The organism is Eggerthella guodeyinii (assembly GCF_009834925.2).
GTDB lineage: Bacteria > Actinomycetota > Coriobacteriia > Coriobacteriales > Eggerthellaceae > Eggerthella > Eggerthella guodeyinii.
On record NZ_CP063310.1, the window covers coordinates 630,233 to 645,726 of the forward strand.

13 protein-coding genes are annotated in these 15,494 nt (G+C 66.7%); 10 read left to right on the plus strand and 3 right to left on the minus strand.

Going from position 1 to position 15,494, the window contains the following annotated elements; translation table 11 throughout:
* The first annotated feature begins 95 nt into the window (after positions 1 to 95).
* Both GS424_RS02545 and GS424_RS02550 read left to right on the plus strand, forming a co-directional pair.
* Positions 96 to 1,499 carry a helix-turn-helix domain-containing protein gene (locus GS424_RS02545; RefSeq protein ID WP_193666537.1) on the plus strand — a complete coding sequence of 468 codons (1,404 nt, stop codon included), beginning with the start codon at positions 96 to 98 and terminating at the stop codon, positions 1,497 to 1,499.
* 143 nt (positions 1,500 to 1,642) lie between these two features.
* Positions 1,643 to 2,290, plus strand: a complete 648-nt coding sequence (locus tag GS424_RS02550) for a SanA/YdcF family protein (RefSeq protein ID WP_154333613.1) — start codon at positions 1,643 to 1,645, stop codon at positions 2,288 to 2,290.
* Here the strand turns inward: GS424_RS02550 and GS424_RS02555 are convergent.
* Together GS424_RS02555 and GS424_RS18040 are read right to left on the minus strand one after the other, a co-directional pair.
* Entirely contained in the window at positions 2,277 to 2,954 is a 678-nt protein-coding gene (locus tag GS424_RS02555) for an aspartate/glutamate racemase family protein (RefSeq protein WP_160942061.1), read from the minus strand. The two genes, GS424_RS02550 and GS424_RS02555, sit on opposite strands and share 14 nt — an antisense overlap.
* Before the next feature lie 5 nt (positions 2,955 to 2,959).
* Positions 2,960 to 4,561 (minus strand): helix-turn-helix transcriptional regulator, encoded by a 1,602-nt coding sequence (locus tag GS424_RS18040; protein ID WP_193666538.1) that lies wholly within the window; start codon positions 4,559 to 4,561, stop codon positions 2,960 to 2,962.
* 239 nt (positions 4,562 to 4,800) lie between these two features.
* Between GS424_RS18040 and GS424_RS02565 the strand changes: the two genes are divergently transcribed.
* From GS424_RS02565 to nrfD (GS424_RS02580), 4 genes are all read left to right on the plus strand, one after another.
* Positions 4,801 to 5,472: a molecular chaperone TorD family protein gene (locus tag GS424_RS02565; protein WP_160941888.1), complete on the plus strand. Its 672-nt coding sequence runs from the start codon at positions 4,801 to 4,803 to the stop codon at positions 5,470 to 5,472.
* A 71-nt stretch (positions 5,473 to 5,543) separates the two neighbouring features.
* Complete coding sequence (locus GS424_RS02570; protein WP_160941887.1) at positions 5,544 to 7,733, plus strand: molybdopterin-dependent oxidoreductase; 2,190 nt, start codon at positions 5,544 to 5,546, stop codon at positions 7,731 to 7,733.
* A gap of 1 nt (position 7,734) precedes the next feature.
* Entirely contained in the window at positions 7,735 to 8,268 is a 534-nt protein-coding gene (locus GS424_RS02575) for a 4Fe-4S dicluster domain-containing protein (RefSeq protein WP_160941886.1), read from the plus strand.
* Positions 8,269 to 8,274: 6 nt separating this feature from the next.
* Entirely contained in the window at positions 8,275 to 9,141 is an 867-nt protein-coding gene (gene nrfD / locus GS424_RS02580; RefSeq protein ID WP_160941885.1) for an NrfD/PsrC family molybdoenzyme membrane anchor subunit, read from the plus strand.
* 295 nt (positions 9,142 to 9,436) lie between these two features.
* Here the strand turns inward: nrfD (GS424_RS02580) and GS424_RS02585 are convergent, their stop codons facing one another.
* The gene (locus tag GS424_RS02585; RefSeq protein WP_160941884.1) at positions 9,437 to 11,032 is read right to left on the minus strand and encodes a helix-turn-helix domain-containing protein; all 1,596 of its coding nucleotides are present in this window, start codon (positions 11,030 to 11,032) and stop codon (positions 9,437 to 9,439) included.
* A 101-nt stretch (positions 11,033 to 11,133) separates the two neighbouring features.
* On the opposite strand from GS424_RS02585, the gene GS424_RS02590 reads away from it, so the two are divergent.
* The 4 genes from GS424_RS02590 to nrfD (GS424_RS02605) are packed head-to-tail and all read left to right on the plus strand — an operon-like array spanning position 11,134 to position 15,454.
* Complete coding sequence (locus GS424_RS02590) at positions 11,134 to 11,811, plus strand: molecular chaperone TorD family protein (protein WP_160941883.1); 678 nt, start codon at positions 11,134 to 11,136, stop codon at positions 11,809 to 11,811.
* Between the two features lie 36 nt (positions 11,812 to 11,847).
* Complete coding sequence (locus GS424_RS02595) at positions 11,848 to 14,043, plus strand: molybdopterin-containing oxidoreductase family protein (protein WP_160941882.1); 2,196 nt, start codon at positions 11,848 to 11,850, stop codon at positions 14,041 to 14,043.
* A gap of 1 nt (position 14,044) precedes the next feature.
* Positions 14,045 to 14,581: a 4Fe-4S dicluster domain-containing protein gene (locus tag GS424_RS02600; RefSeq protein WP_154333541.1), complete on the plus strand. Its 537-nt coding sequence runs from the start codon at positions 14,045 to 14,047 to the stop codon at positions 14,579 to 14,581.
* A 6-nt stretch (positions 14,582 to 14,587) separates the two neighbouring features.
* Positions 14,588 to 15,454, plus strand: a complete 867-nt coding sequence (gene nrfD, locus GS424_RS02605; protein WP_160941881.1) for an NrfD/PsrC family molybdoenzyme membrane anchor subunit — start codon at positions 14,588 to 14,590, stop codon at positions 15,452 to 15,454.
* Positions 15,455 to 15,494 lie beyond the last annotated feature (40 nt).

Here is a 15,494-nt window from a genome sequence, read left to right on the forward strand (position 1 = left end):
TGGTTTAAATCAGTAACCCCAGGCAAAACGCCCCGTGCGTCGCGGGATTTCGAGGTAAGATGAAAAACCGGAAGTGCAGGGAGGGGAGGATCTGCATGAAGGATTTTTTCGACCGCTGGAAAGACATGCTGGTGCGCGTCGGCGCTTTGCCCGTTGCGTTTCTCGGCATCGGGCTGTATCGCGCGTGGCTTGCGACGTTCTTTCGCTACGATGCGTTCCCGACCATCGACTTCTTCGATTACGCTCTGTTCGAGGGCGCCATCGGCGTTGCGTCGTTCGCGGTGGTGTTTCTTGCGCGCCGCATCACGCCGCTCTGGTCGAATCGGGTCGCGGTGGGGCTGACCGCCGTCAGCATGGTGGGCGGGTCGATGCTGTGCGTGGTCGCGTGCTTCTGGGTGCAGATCGCGGCGCTCAAGTATGCGGGGCTCGTGTTGGCGGGCGCGGGTCTCGGATTGCTCATCCTCATGTGGACGGAGTTTTTCGGCTCGCTCAATCCTATGCGCGTGGCCGCGTATTATGCCGGTGCCATCTTCTTGGGGGAAATCCTCAAGTGGCTGTTCAGCGGGCTCGATCCTGCGTACATCGCCGTGTTTTCCGTGGTGCTTCCGCTCGTCTCCCTCGATTGGGTGCGCCGTTCCATGAAGCGGTTGCCGGACATCGACCTGCCCAAACCCATGGGCAAGGCGGGGCTTTCCGAGGTTCCCTGGAAGCCTATTGCCCTCATGGGGATATGCACGTTCGCGACGGGGTTCGGCGTGCTGCCCGATCAGCCCTTGGTGGCGGGGAACATCGTGGGCACGATGCTGGTTGCGGCGTTCGTGTTCTTCGGCGTGCTTTCGTCGTCGAAGTGGTTCAACTTCGACACCATATACCAGCTGGCGTTCCCGCTCATGATCGTGGGGCTCCTGCTCATCGCGCCGCAGTTCTCGCTCGACTCGCAGACGGCGGCGGGCTGCTACGATGCCGGGTACACCATGCTGTCCATCTTCATCATGATCGTCTTGAGCAACATCGCGTATCGGTTCGGCATCTCGGCGGCCTGGCTGAACGGCATCGAGCGCGGCATCCGCTATCTGGTGGAGGCGGGCGGTTGGAGCCTGTTCGCGCTCACCTCGCTCTACCTGCCGCAAGACGCCGTCACGATGGTGCATCTGGGCATCGTGGCGATCGTGGCGCTGGCGTTCGCCGTGCTGTTCTTCACGGAGAAGCGGCTGTCGGCGAAATGGGGCATCAGCTTGAAGCAGAGTTCCGACGGCGACGACGTGTTCTCGCCGGGGCTGCTTGCCATGCGCGTGTCCGACCTGTCGCGCGAGCACAGCTTGAGCCCGCGCGAGGAGGAGGTGCTGCAGCTGCTCGCGCGCAAGGGAACCTCGACCCAGATCGAGGAGAACCTGTTCGTGGCGCGCGGTACGGTGAAGGCCCACACGAGCCGCATCTACCGCAAGCTGGGGGTGCACAGCCGCGACGAACTGTACGAGTTGCTGGGCATCGAGGACTGAAGAGGGATGAGGGCAAGCGCAATTATCGTGTAATCGGCTTTGAATTTCGATGACGAACAGGATAACGTCGGGCAGCGCGCCGTTCGGGTTTGCTATCATCGACCCCTATGACACGACGTAAGAAACATGGATGGTTGAAGACGATGCTGGGTTTGGTGCTCGGGTGCATACTCGTGGTCGTTGCCGTGTTCGCGGTGACGAACGTGGTGACGGTCGCCACGACGAAGGATCGCATCGTCGAACCGCAGGCGGCCGAGGGCTTCGACGCCGATGCCGTCGTGGTGCTGGGTGCCTCCGTGTTCGCCGACGGCACGCCGTCGGGCATCTTGCAGGATCGCCTCGACGACGGCATCGCGCTGTACAAGGCGGGCGTGGCGCCGAAGCTCATCATGAGCGGCGACAACAGCACTGTGTCGTACAACGAGGTGCAGGTGATGAAGGACTACGCCATCTCCCAAGGCGTGCCCAGCCAGGACATCTTCTGCGACCACGCGGGCTTCTCCACGTACGAGAGCATGTACCGTGCGAAGAACGTGTTCGGGGCGCAGCGCATCGTGGTGGCCACCCAGACCTACCACCTGTACCGCGCGCTGTACGCCGCGCAGGGCCTCGGCCTCGAGGCCATCGGCGTGGCCAGCGACTACCACGACTATTCCAAGCAGTTCCAGTACGACCTGCGCGAGGTGCCCGCGCGCACCAAGGACTTCTTCAAGACGCTGTTCCAGGTGCCCTCGACGTTCGTGGGCGACCCCATCAGCCTCAACCAGTCCGGCGACGTCACCGAAGGCTGAGCGCGCGCAGCAGCGCCTGCGCTTCGCACGTTACCGGGTCGATGACGGGGATGCCGACTGCCTCTTCGAGCTGCGGCGCCAATCCGATGGTCGAGAATCCCGTGCACGCGAGCGCGATGACCGCTGCGCCCTCGACGCGCAGCTGCCGCGCGGTCGCGATCGCGGCCCGTCGACCTGCGGGCGCGTTCAGGTCGCGCGTGTCGCGCACGCCGTCGGGCACGAGGTTCGCCAGCAGGCGCTTCCCCAGGATGCGCGGGAACGCGGGCGGCGCGTCCGGCGTGATGCCGATGACGCCCACGGGCCCCTCGAAGCGCGCCGCGGCGGCGGCCACGCTCTCGCCGGCGCCCACCACCGGCACGCCCACGATGGCGCGCGCCTCGGCCACGCCGGGGTCGTCGGCGCAGCTCACGATGATGCCGTCGGCGCCCTGCTCGACCAGCTGGCAGGCGAGCGCCACCACCTTCGGCTCGGCCGCGCGCTTCGTGGCGGCGTCGTGCACGCCCTCGGGTTGGTCGGGAATGCACCGCGACACGGTGCGCACCTGCGGAAACGCGCGCTCGATGAGCTGTCCGTGCGCGTCCGTCCGTTCCCGGTCTTCCGTGATGACGCGGATGACGCCGACGGTGCAGGCGCGGATGCAGGGGGTATGCGGGGCGGGGTTCATGGCGCTCACTCGTACCTCTCGATGAGATCGATGAGGTCCTGCTTCGAATGCAGGGCCGTCTTCTCCAGAATGCGCCGCGTGTGCGTGCGCACGGTGCTCTCCGACACGAACAGCGCCTCGGCGATCACCTTGGCCGAGCGTCCGCGCGCCAGGTAGGGCAGCACCTCGGCCTCGCGCCGCGTCAACCCGTAGTAGGCCGCTATCTGGTCGAACACGTCGCCGCCGGGCTCGTTGCCGGGCGCGTCGCCGGACGCGTTGCCGGATGCGTCCGCGGGCCCCTCGACGGGTTCGGCGGCAGACCTGGAAGCGGGTTGCGCGGCAGGGGCCTCGCCTTCCTGCTGCAGCGGGCACGCCGCTCCGCACGCCGCCGCGCAGCTGGGAGCCGCTTCGATTTCCGCCTCCCTCGCCTTCGCGGCGCCGAAGCTCAGAAACGAGAACCGGTTGCCGGTGTGCTGGAACAGCGCGAGCATGGCCAGCACGTAGATCGCGCCTACCGACACGCCGATGACCAGCATGGACGGGCTTTCGGGGATGAGCATCACCACGTAGCCGATGCCGATGCCCACGAGCCGCGCGATGATGGACACGCCGCGCACGATGCCGCCCACCACGAAGCCCGACACGCTGAAATCGTAGGCCGTGGACACCACCATGTACCAGATGATCACGTCGAACACGCCGTAGCAGGCGCTCATCACCATGTTGAGCTCCACGGGGTTCGTGCTCCAGAACACCGGCATGAGCGCGAACAGCACCACGAGGATGGGCACGATCACCTTGAACGTGAGCGCCAGGTCGGTGCGGCGCCGCGCGAACAGCACGAGCCCGATGAGCGCGACGGCGGCCACGATGTTGGCGATGAGCGGCAGCCGGTGCGCCTCGTAGGCGGAGTCCACCGACACCACGGTCATCTGCCACACGTAGCCGAACAGGCACGACAGCACGAGGCTGGCCACGATGAGGCTCACGAGCGAGCCGAGCGCCGTGCGGTACCGGCCCGAATCGGCGGCGAGGGTGGCGCGCTCGTCGGGAACCTCGCGGTTGCAGCGCGTCAGGCACAGCTGCGACAGCACGGGCAGCGGCAGCATGAGCAGCAGCGCGGGCACGCCCAACTCCTCCGAGCAGAACGAGAACGCCACGAACAGCAGCGCGGTCAGCAGCAGCACCACGGGCAGGTAGAACGACGTGCGCGCGGGGTGCATGCGCCCGAGGCATTCGGCCCAGCTTCCCCAGAAGTAGCCGTACCCCACGCCGGCCAGCACCGCGCCCGCCACGAGCGGCAGGATGGCCAGCGACGCGGGCAGCAGCCCGACGCTCCCGGCGACGCCCGAGCCGGCCATTAGCCCGAGGCCCGCCACGATGCTCGCGGTGAACGCCGAAGGCGGCAGCTTGTCGTAGAAGGACGGGTCGCGCTCCATGCGCGACGCCACGACGAACAGCGTGGTCATGTTCGCCACGAAGGAGATGATCACGACGAGCGTCTGATATCCGGTGGAATGCACGGGTCCCGACAGCAGGATGGAGCTGCGGAACGTGAGCATGCTGCACGCCCAGAAGAACGCGAGACCGAGATGGCGGAGCCGCAGCGTCTTCCATACCATGCGCATGCTGCGTCGTTCGTTCGCTTCGGGCGGACACTCGGGCATGGGTCAGCAAACTCCCCTCGTTCGACGATACCGGGCTTGATTCGACGGGGGTCGCACGACCCCTGCTGCGGATAGCGCCTCCCTCGAAGCGCGCTGACGATACTATACCTCATCAGCCTAAACACCATTATCATCAATTATTGATGATAAGCAAGCGATTCACTGGGGTTAGGGTGTTGCGCCGACGAGAAAGGACGCCCGTGAACCCCGATGCGAACGCCGCAAACGCCCCTGCAACCCCTTTGGCCCCGCCCGCAGCCCTGCTGCGGAACGCCTGCGTGGACGCTGCGCCGCTGTTCGCGCCGCCGGGTTTCGAGGGCCCCGACGAGGCGGGCGAGCGCGGCTCGTGGGAAGCCATGGCGCATCTTGCCGGCGAGGCGGTGACGACGCCGCGTGCTGCAGCGCGGCGCGCGTTCGAGCGCGAGCTGTTGGTTGCGGGCTTGCCGCTGGCGGCGCTTCCGGTGGAGTCGCTTCACAAGCCGTGGTGCACGCCCGACGGCGTCATGCGCGCCTCGCGCGGCATGTACGGCGGCGAGTCGGCGCAGCACGTGCGGGCGCTATGCGACGCGTGCGGGCTGAGCGTGCCCCCGGCGTTCGCGGCGATGCCCGATCATCTGACGCTGCTGTTGGAGCTGCTCGCGTTCTTTCTCGAAGCCGGCGCGGAGCCTTCGGCCCGCATGCTGGTGCACGACCACTTCGATTGGCTGGGGGCCTACGACGCGACGCTTGCTGCACGAGCGGAGCAGGCTGCAGGCGCCCCGGCCTTCGACGAGGAGAAGCGCCGCGACCTTGCGGAGGGCATCGCTTTCATGCGCGGTGTCGTTCGCTCGATCGACGGAGCCGTGCACGGATGGGCCGAAGGCACGGCGTGAGGGCAACGCGCCGGCAGGGAGGGCGCTGCGGCTCGGCCGCAGCGTATGAAGACGAGAAGCAAGGAGGAGGAATGTTCGAATCTCAGGTTTCGCGCAGAACGTTTCTGAAGGGATCGGCGGCGGCGGGCACGCTCGCGGCGGTCGGATCGCTTTCGTTGGGCGCGTGGCGCACCGACCGCGCCTTTGCGGCCGGCGGCGACCGCGCCGTCACGCCGTCGCTGTGCAACGGCTGTTCCAGCAAGTGCGGCCTCATGGCCACCACGCTGGGAGGCTCGCTGTTCACGCTGAACGGCATCGAGCAGCATCCGTATTCCAAGGGCAAGCTGTGCGCCCGCGGACACGGGTTCGCCCAGATGGCGTACAGCGAGGATCGCGTCACGCAGCCGCTGCGCCGCACGGAGAGCGGCGAGTTCGAGCCCATCGACTGGGACACCGCGTATCGGGAGATCGGCGAGAAGGTGCAGGCCATCATCGCCGCGAACGGCCCCGAGTCGCTGGCGCTCATCCACGACCCGCGCCCGTCGGGCAAGTACTACACGAAGCGCTTCATGAACGCGCTGGGCTCGGCCAACATCTACACGCACGCAGCCGCGTGCAACCTGTCGAAGGAAGCCGGCCTCACCGAGACCATCGGCGCATCGAACTACTCGGTTGATTTCGGTTCGTGCAAGATGGTCGTGTTCATCGGCCGCAGCTACGGCGACGGCATCCGCCCGTCCCACGCCATGAGCCTGGCCGACGCCGCCGAGGCCGGCACCCGCGTCGTCATCGTGGACCCGCGCCTCAACAACGCGGGCATCTTCGCCACCGACTGGGTGCCCGTCAACCCCGGCACCGACCTGGCGCTGCTCATGGGCATCTGCAACGTGCTCATCGAGGAGGACCTCTACGATCACGAGTTCGTCGAGCAGCACACGGTGGGCTTCGAGGAATTCACCGCCCAGGCGAAGGACTGCACGCCCGAGTGGGCCGAGAAGATCTGCGACGTGCCCGCCGACACCATCCGCGAGCTGGCGCAGGCCCTGGCCAAGGCCGCCCCGGCCGCAGCCGTCGAGCCCAGCTGGCGCGCCGCGTTCGGCTGTGCGTATAAGAACTCGTTCGACACCGCGCGCGCCGTGACGGCTGTCAACACCCTGCTGGGCTCGTGGGGCCAGAAGGGCGGCGCGCTCATCACCGGCTCGCCCAAGGCCGGCAAGATCGACGACGAGCGCTTCGTCGATCCGCCGAAGCCCGAAGGCAAGCGCATCGGCGACAAGGAGTACGGCGCGGTGAGCAGCTCCGGTTCGAACATCGCCGCCCTCGAAGCCGCCCTCGACGGCCGCATCAAGGGCATGTTCTTCTACAACTCCAACGCGGCGAAGGGCTACGCCCAGCCGAAGGTGTGGTCCGAGGCGTTCGAGAAGCTCGACCTCATGGTGGCCATCGACGTGCAGCTGTCCGAGACGGCCATGCAGGCCGACTACGTGCTGCCCGAGTGCACCTACCTCGAGCGCATGGAGGCACCCGACTACATCGGCGGCAAGAAGCAGTTCGTGGCGCTGCGTGCGCAGGCGCTCGACCGCGTGCACCCCGACACGAAGTCGTGCGACGAGATCTTCACCGGTCTCGCGCAGGCGTGCGGCGTGGGCCAGTACTTCGACTTCACCGTGGAGGACCTGGCGAAGGCCGAGATGGACACGCTGGGCGTGAGCGTGGACGAGCTCAAGGAGAAGGGCATCGTCGAAGTGACGTCCAAGGCGTTCGAGTACGGCGTGCCCACGTTCAAGACGCCCACCGAGAAGTACCAGTTCACCAGTGAGAAGGCGGGCGCTGCGGGTCTGAACCCGGTCATCGGCTACGTGGAGCGCCTCGTCATGCCCCAGGGCGACGAGCTGCACTTCATCGGCGGCAAGCAGTCCATCCACTCCCACACCATGACGCAGAACGTCGAGGCCCTCAACGCCATCTCGCGCGAGTACAACCTCGAGCGCGTGTGGATGAGCGCGAAGGACGCCGCCGAGCGCGGCATCGCCGACGGCGACCTCGTGGAAGTGGCGTCGAGCGAGTACGCCGACCAGGTGCGGTGCAAGGTGACCGAGCGCCTCAAGCCGGGCGTGCTGTACCTGCCCACGCACTACGGCGGATCGTCGCCGTACCAGTCGCGCGCGTACGAGTACGGCATCAGCATGACGGAGTTCGTGCCGTTCCACGGCGGCGAGCCGGGCGTCGGCTCGACCATGAGCCAGGAAGTGGCGGTCACGGTGAAGAAGGTGGAGGCATAACATGGCACGGTACGGAATGCTCATCAACACGAAGAAGTGCGTGGGATGCTACGCCTGCCGCGTGGCCTGCCAGATGATCAACGGCCTGGACTCCGACAAGGCGTTCATCCACTACGAGGAGCTGGAGACGGGGTCGTACCCCAGCGTGTACGCCGAGAACGTTCCCGTGCAGTGCATGCACTGCGAGGACGCTCCCTGCGCGTCGGTGTGCCCGACGCACGCGACGTACACCACCGACTCGGGCGTGGTGCTCGTGGAGGAAGAGAAGTGCATCGGCTGCAAGTACTGCATGGCGGCGTGCCCCTACGGCGTGCGCGTCCAGCTGCACTCCGGCGTGGTCGAGAAGTGCCGTTTCTGCTGGTACGAGGGCGAGCCGGGCAACCCGCCGGCGTGCGTGGGCACCTGCATCACGAACGCCCGCATCTTCGGCGACCTCGACGACCCCGAGAGCGAGATCTCGAAGGCCATCGCGAAGTACAACGCGCAGCCGCTCGCGAGCAACCTGACCGAATCCAAGATCTACTACGTGAGGTGATGAACAATGGTATGGGGACCCCTTATCGCTTGGTACCTGTTTCTGGCCGGCGCGTCGGCCGGCGCGTTCCTGACGTCCGCGTTCGTCGAGGCCAAGTATCCTGACAGCGTGAAGATGCGCGTGGCCGGCCGCATCATCGCTCCCGTGTTTCTGGCCATCGGCCTGGTCATGCTGATCTTCGACGCGGAAGCCGGCCTGTACAACCCGCTGCGCTTCTTCTGGCTCATCGCGAATCCCGGTTCCGTGATGACGCTGGGCGTGTACTTCATCTGCGTGTTCATGCCCGTGGCGTTGGTTTCGGCGCTGCTTGAGATCCTCAAGAAGCCCGTGCCGAAGTGGCTTACGTGGATCGGCGTGGTTGCCGCATTCTCGGTGGCCGCCTACACCGGCTTCCTGCTGGGCGTGGTGAAGGCGTACCCGTTGTGGAACAACGCGGTGCTGCCCATCCTGTTCGTGGTGTCGGCGCTGTCGGCGGGCCTCGCGGCCACGTCGCTCGTGGGCCTGCTGGTGGATCGCGAGCGCTTCGAGCAGATGTGGCTCATCAAGAAGTCGCACGTCATCCTGTCGGCCATCGAGATGGTGGTGCTCGCCACGATGCTCATCATCGTGAGCGCAGGCAGCGTCGAGGGCGCGGCGTCGGTGCAATCGCTGATCATGGGGCAGTACGCCCCGGCGTTCTGGGGCGGCATCGTGCTGCTGGGCCTCGTGGCGCCGTTCCTCATCGAGGGCTACCCGGTGTTCGTCACGAAGCGCGTCGAGACGTCCATGACCTCGATGGCCGTGAGCGTCATCGGCGAGGCCGGCGTGCTGGTGGGCGGCTTCCTGCTGCGCCTGCTGGTCATCCTGGCCGCGCTGCCGGTGCTGTACCTGTAAGTCTAAGTCGCACGATCCGCAGGGTGCCGCAACCCCCTCCGCGGCGCCCTCATGCGGCCCCCTCGCCGAGAACCGGCGAGGGGGCCGCTTTCGCGTTATGCGAGCCGAAGCGCGCCGCCGTGGGGGAGGGTCGTCCCCGTCCGAGGGCCCGAAATGGCAGAAATCGCCTCAAATGTATAGATTCTCGCTGCCTGCGGTTGTCTGCTGCCTGCAAAACCCCAGGTCGTCTCTTTCCCGCTCAGCCTCGCGGCTCGAAAATCCATACATTTGGCGCGTTCTCTGCCAGTTTGCCGCGCTAGCGGTACTTCTCGATGAGGTCGATGACCTGTTGCTTGGAGTGCAGGTCGGTTTTCTCGAGGATGCGGCGGGTGTGGGTGCGGATGGTGTTCTCGGACACGAACAGCGCATCGGCGATGACGCGCGCCGGCCGCCCGCGCGCGATGAAGGGCAGCAGCTCGGCCTCGCGGCGCGTCAGGCTGAAGTCCTCGGCGATCATCTCGAACGCCGCCTCCTCGCTGAGGGGCCCCGGCGCGGCGGGCTCGTCGCCCGCCTCCGCGTCGAGCAGCGGCTTGGGTGCTGCCGCGGCCGCGGGCACGGGCACGGCGGCGGCCGCGGGCTCGGCCGGCGTCGTTGCGGCGGCTGCCGTCGGCGCGGCCGTCTCGGACTCCGGCTCCTCCGCGGCGACGATCGGCGCGCCCCGGCGCCGCGTGCGGTAGAACAGCCCCAGCATGGCCAGCACGTACACCGCGCCCACCGACACGCCCACGATCAGCAGCGACGGGCTTCCGGGGATAAGCATGAGCAGGTAGCCGATGCCGATGCCCAGCAGCCGCGCCAGGATGGACAGCGCGCGCACGAGGCCGCCGATGACGAAGCCCGACACGGCGAAGTCGTAGGCGGTCGATGCCACCATGTACCAGATGATCACGTCGAACACCCCGTAGCTCGCGCTCATGATGACGTTGAGCGCCACGGGGTTCGTCTCCCAGAAAAACGGCAGCACGGCGAACAGGATGACGATCACCGGCACGATGACGCTGAAGGCCAGCGCCAGATCCAACCGCTTGTGCGCGTACAGCACGAGGCCGATCAGGCACACGGCCACTACGAGGTTCGCCACGAGCGGCGCCTGGTGCGCCTCGTTCACCGACCCCACCGACAGCACGGTCATCTCCCATACGAGGCCGAACAGCAGCGACAGCACGAGGCTGGCCACGATGAGCGAGACGAGCGACGCGAGCGCCGTCAGGTAGCGCTTCGAGTTCACCGTGCGCGCATAGCGCCCGTCGGGCACCTCCGCATGGCAGCGCTTCAGGCACACGAGCGACAGGATGGGCAGGGGCAGCATGAGCACGAGCGGCGGCACGCTCTCGTACTCGGCCGCCAGCGAGACGAGCAGGAACAGGGCCGCCGTCAGCAGGAACGACATCGGCACGTAGAACGACGTGCGCGAGGGGTGCATCCGCCCGAGGTACTCCGCCCAGCTTCCCCAGAAGTAGCCGTAGCCGACGCCGGTCAGCACCGAACCGCCCACGAGCAGCGCCATCATCGCGCCGCCCGAGCCGGCGCGCCCCGCCACGTCGATGACCACGAGGCCCGCGACGATGAACGCGCAGAACAGCCAGCCGGGCAACCGGTCGAAGGTGCGGGGGTCGCGCTCCATGAACGCGGCGATGGCGAACAGGGTGGTCATGTTCGCGATGAACGAGATGAGCACGACGAGCGTCTCGAGCTCCGGCGTGTTGGCGGGCCCTTGCAGCAGGATGGAGCTGCGGAAGGTGAGCATGCTGCACGCCCAGAAAAAGGCGAGGCCGACATGGCGGAACCGCAACGTCTTCCACACCATGCGCATGCTGCGTCGGTCGCGCGCAACCGCCAGCCGAGTGCTCAAACCAAGCCCCCTATCAGGCAAAACATTCAAATCACCAGAAACTGATTACCCGGCCCGCTCGCATCGCGCCTAGGATGGGCCACGTCGAGAAAGGACGAACCGTGCCCGTTACGAAGAACACAGCCTCCCTATTATCGCTCATTGCGCCGCTGTTTTCCTACCTGAAGGATGAGGATTACGGTCATGTGCTGCAAAACGCGGCTTGGCAGGATGTGCGCGTTGCGGCGGGCCCCTCGTTGGGCGAAGCGCTCGCGCTCCCGGCGTGGGAGGCGCGTTCGTCGTTCCAGAACGAGCTGCTGGTGTCGGGCATGCCGCTGGCCGCGATGCCGGTGGAGTCGCTGTACAAGGCGTGGTCCGCGCAGGAGGGCAACGCGTTCGGCGCCACCCGGGGGCTGTACCTGGGCGATCCGGCTCGACACCTCGGCGCGGTGTACGAGCAGCTGGCCATCCGCGTGCCCGAGGCGTTCGCCTCGATGCCCGACCACCTGACGCTCGAGCTGGAGCTGCTGGCGCTGCTGCTGGAGGCAGGAAACGACGCCGCCGCCCGCCAGCTGGTAACCGACCACTTCGACTGGCTGGGCGACTACGACGCCGCGCTGGCCGATCGCGCCGACATGGTGGCGCACAACGGGGCGCTCGAGCCCGCACGCCGCCGGAACCTGCTGGACGGCATCGCGTTCTTGCGGGCGCTCACGGCGCTGGCGAACAGGATAACCCTCTCCGTCCTGGACGGGCGCGACGCATCGCTTCGCGCCTGCGCTCAGGGCGACAGGCGATAGACAAGACGAGTGAACGGCAAGAAAGGGAGGAAAGGAATGAGGGAGACAACGGTATCGCGTAGAACGTTTCTCAAGGGTTCGGCCGCAACGGCCGCGCTCGCCTGCGCGGCGGGTTCCATCTCGCTCGGCTCATGGCAGGCGGAGCGCGCCGTAGCGGCCGAACCGGGCGCGACCAAAACGGCTCCGTCGCTGTGCAACGGCTGCTCCAGCAAGTGCGGGCTCGTGGCCACCACGGTGGACGGCCAGCTGTGGACGCTCAAGGGCAACGAGGCGCACCCGTACGCGAAGGGACGCATCTGCGGCCGCGGCCACGGCCTGGCCCAGATGGCGTACTCCGACGAGCGCGTGACGCAGCCCCTGCGCCGCAAGGACGACGGCTCGTTCGAGCCCATCGACTGGGACACCGCGTTTCAGGAGATCGGCGAGAAGACGAAGGCCCTCATCGCGCAGAGCGGTCCCGAGTCGCTGGCCATCATCCAGGACCCGCGCCCCTCGGGCAAGCAGTACTCGGCCCGCTTCATGAACGCGCTGGGCTCGGCGAACGTGTATGCGCACTCCTCGTCGTGCAACCTGTCGAAGGAGAGCGCCTACCAGCTGACCATCGGCGCCACGGGCTACTCGAACGACTTCGCCAACGCCAAGATGGTCATGTTCATCGGCCGCAGCTACGGCGACGGCATCCGTCCCTCGTCGGTGCAGAGCCTGGCCGACGCGGCCGAGAACGGCACGCGCGTGGTCATCGTCGACCCGCGCCTCAACAACTCCGGCATCTTCGCCAGCGATTGGGTGCCCATCAATCCCGGCACCGACCTGGCGCTGCTCATGGCCATGGCGAACGTGCTCATCGAGGAGGACCTGTACGACCAAGACTTCGTGGAGCAGTACACCTCCGGCTTCGACGAGTTCGCCGCGCAGGCCAAGGAGTACACGCCGGCCTGGGCCGAGAAGATCACCGACATCCCGGCGGCCACCATCGAAGAGCTTGCCCGCGCCATGGCGAAGGCGGCCCCGGCGGCCTCCATCGAGTCGGGCTGGCGCGCCGTCATAGGCTGCTCGTACAACAACTCGTTCGACACGGCGCGCGCCGCGACGGCCATCAACGCGCTGCTGGGCAGCTGGGGCGCGAAGGGCGGCGCGCTGCTGACGTCCTCGCCGAAGGCCGGCACCATCGAGGACGCCCGCTTCAAGGCGCCCGCGAAACCCGAGGCCAAGCGCGTGGGCGATCAGGAGTACCCGCTGGCCATCGCCAGCGCCGGCACGAACATCGCCGCGCTGCAGGCCATGCTCGACGGTACGATGAAGGGTGTGTTCTTCTACAACTCGAACGCCGCGAAGGGCTATGCGCAGCCGAAGAAGTGGGCCGAGGCCCTCGAGAAGGCCGAGCTCGTGGTGACCATCGACGTGCAGATGTCCGAGACCGCGCTGCAGTCCGATTATGTGCTGCCCGAGGTGACCTACCTCGAGCGCCTCGAGCTTCCCGAGTTCGTGGGCGGCAAGAAGCACTACGTGGGCATGCGCACGGTGGTGCTGGACAAGATCCACCCCGACACGAAGACGTGCGACGAGATATTCAACGGCCTGGCCGAAGCCTGCGGCGTGGGTGAGTACTTCCAGTTCACCGCCGAGGACTGGGCCGAAGCCCAGCTGGAAACCGTGGGCGTGACGCTCGACCAGATCAAGCAGGACGGCGTGGTGGAGCTGCCCGACCCGGGCTTCAAGTACGGCGTGCCCGCGTTCAAGACGGCGTCGGGCACGTTCGAGTTCAAAACCGACAAGGTGGGCGAGGCCGGCCTCAACCCGGTGATCGGCTGGGTGCCGCGCAAGGTGACGCCGAAGGACGGCGAGTTCTCCATCATCGGCGGCAAGCAGGGCATCCACTCCCACACCATGACGCAGAACATCGCCGCGCTCAACGCCATCTCGCGCGAGTACCACATGGAGCGCCTGTGGATGGCCGCGAAGGACGCCGAGGGTCTGGGCATCCAGACGGGCGACACGGTGGAGGTGTCGTCGAGCGAGCACACCGGCCAGGTAGAGGTGCGCGTGACGCAGCGCCTCAAGCCCGGCGTGGTGTTCCTGCCCACGCACTACGGCGGAGACTCGCCGCAGCAGACGCGCGCGTATCAGTACGGCATCAGCCTGAACGACTTCATCCCCCTCGACGCCGAGCCGGGCGTGGGCTCCATGATGAGCCAGGAAGTAGCCGTCACGGTGAAGAAGGTGGAGGCATAACATGGCACGCTACGGAATGCTCATCAACACGAAGAAGTGCGTCGGCTGCTCGGCCTGCCGCATCGCCTGCCAGATGAAGAACCATCTGGAACCCGAGGAATCGTTCATCACGTATCACGAGATCGAGACGGGGGAGTACCCCAACGTCTACAACGAGATCGTCCCCACCCAGTGCATGCACTGCGAGGACGCTCCCTGCGCCGCCGTGTGCCCGACGCACGCCACCTATATCACCGATTCCGGCGTGGTGCTGGTGGACGAGAACAAGTGCATCGGCTGCAAGTACTGCATGGCCGCGTGCCCCTACCAGGCACGCATCGTGCAGGAGAAGACCGGCGTGGTGGAGAAGTGCCGCTTCTGCTGGGACGGCGAGAATCCGGGCAACCCGCCCGCGTGCGTGGGAACCTGCATCTCGGGCGCGCGCATCTTCGGCGACCTGGACGATCCCGAGAGCGAGATCAACCAGGCCATCGCGCAGTACCATGCGCAACCGCTCGGCAGCAATCTGACCGTATCCAAGATCTACTACGTGAGGTGATGAACCATGGTTTGGGGACCTATGATCGCTTGGTACCTGTTTTTGGCCGGCGCGTCGGCGGGAGCGTTCCTGACGTCCGCGTTCGTCGAAGCCAAGTACCCTGAGAGCGTGAAGATGCGCGTCGCTGGCCGCATCATCGCTCCCGTGTTCGTCGGCATCGGCCTGCTGATGCTCATGCTAGACGCCGAAGCCGGGCTCATGAACCCGCTGCGTTTCTTCTGGCTCGTCTCGAACCCCGGTTCGGTGATGACGCTGGGCGTGTACTTCATCTGCGTGTACATGCCGGTGGCCCTCGTGGTGGCGCTGCTTGAGATCTTGAAGAAGCGCGTGCCGAAGTGGCTCACGTGGATCGGCATCGTGGCGGCGTTCGCCGTGGCGGCCTACACCGGCTTCCTGCTGGGCGTCGTGAAGGCGTACCCGCTGTGGAACAACGCCGTCCTGCCCATCCTGTTCGTGGTGTCGGCATTGTCGGCGGGCCTCGCGGCCACGTCACTCGTGGGCCTCATCGTGGATCGCGAGCGCTTCGAGCAGATGTGGCTCATCAAGAAGTCGCACGTCATCCTGTCGGCCATCGAGATGGTGGTGCTCGCCACGATGCTCATCATCGTTGCGGCGGGCAGCTTCGAGGGCGCGGCGTCGGTGCAGTCGCTCGTGGCCGGGCAGTACGCCCCGGCGTTCTGGGGCGGCATCGTGCTGCTGGGCCTCGTGGCGCCGTTCCTCATCGAGGGCTACCCGGTGTTCATCGCGAAGCGCGTCGAGACGTCGACCACCTCGCTCGTGGTGAGCGTCATCGGCGAGGCCGGCGTGCTCGTGGGCGGCTTCATGCTGCGCTTGCTGGTCATCCTGGCCGCGCTGCCGGTGCTGTTCCTGTAGTTCGCTTACGCTGCTTATCCGCGCGTCCCGCCACCCCCCC

Excerpts from the sequence above, each read along its gene's own strand:
- GS424_RS18040 (WP_193666538.1), bottom strand. The coding sequence starts at position 4,561 with ATGCGCATGGTATGGAAGACGCTGCGGCTCCGCCATCTCGGTCTCGCG.
- GS424_RS02595 (WP_160941882.1), top strand. The coding sequence starts at position 11,848 with ATGAGGGAGACAACGGTATCGCGTAGAACGTTTCTCAAGGGTTCGGCC.
- GS424_RS02570 (WP_160941887.1), top strand. The coding sequence starts at position 5,544 with ATGTTCGAATCTCAGGTTTCGCGCAGAACGTTTCTGAAGGGATCGGCG.
- nrfD (WP_160941881.1), top strand. The coding sequence starts at position 14,588 with ATGGTTTGGGGACCTATGATCGCTTGGTACCTGTTTTTGGCCGGCGCG.
- GS424_RS02575 (WP_160941886.1), top strand. The coding sequence starts at position 7,735 with ATGGCACGGTACGGAATGCTCATCAACACGAAGAAGTGCGTGGGATGC.
- GS424_RS02600 (WP_154333541.1), top strand. The coding sequence starts at position 14,045 with ATGGCACGCTACGGAATGCTCATCAACACGAAGAAGTGCGTCGGCTGC.
- GS424_RS02550 (WP_154333613.1), top strand. The coding sequence starts at position 1,643 with ATGCTGGGTTTGGTGCTCGGGTGCATACTCGTGGTCGTTGCCGTGTTC.
- nrfD (WP_160941885.1), top strand. The coding sequence starts at position 8,275 with ATGGTATGGGGACCCCTTATCGCTTGGTACCTGTTTCTGGCCGGCGCG.
- GS424_RS02555 (WP_160942061.1), bottom strand. The coding sequence starts at position 2,954 with ATGAACCCCGCCCCGCATACCCCCTGCATCCGCGCCTGCACCGTCGGC.
- GS424_RS02545 (WP_193666537.1), top strand. The coding sequence starts at position 96 with ATGAAGGATTTTTTCGACCGCTGGAAAGACATGCTGGTGCGCGTCGGC.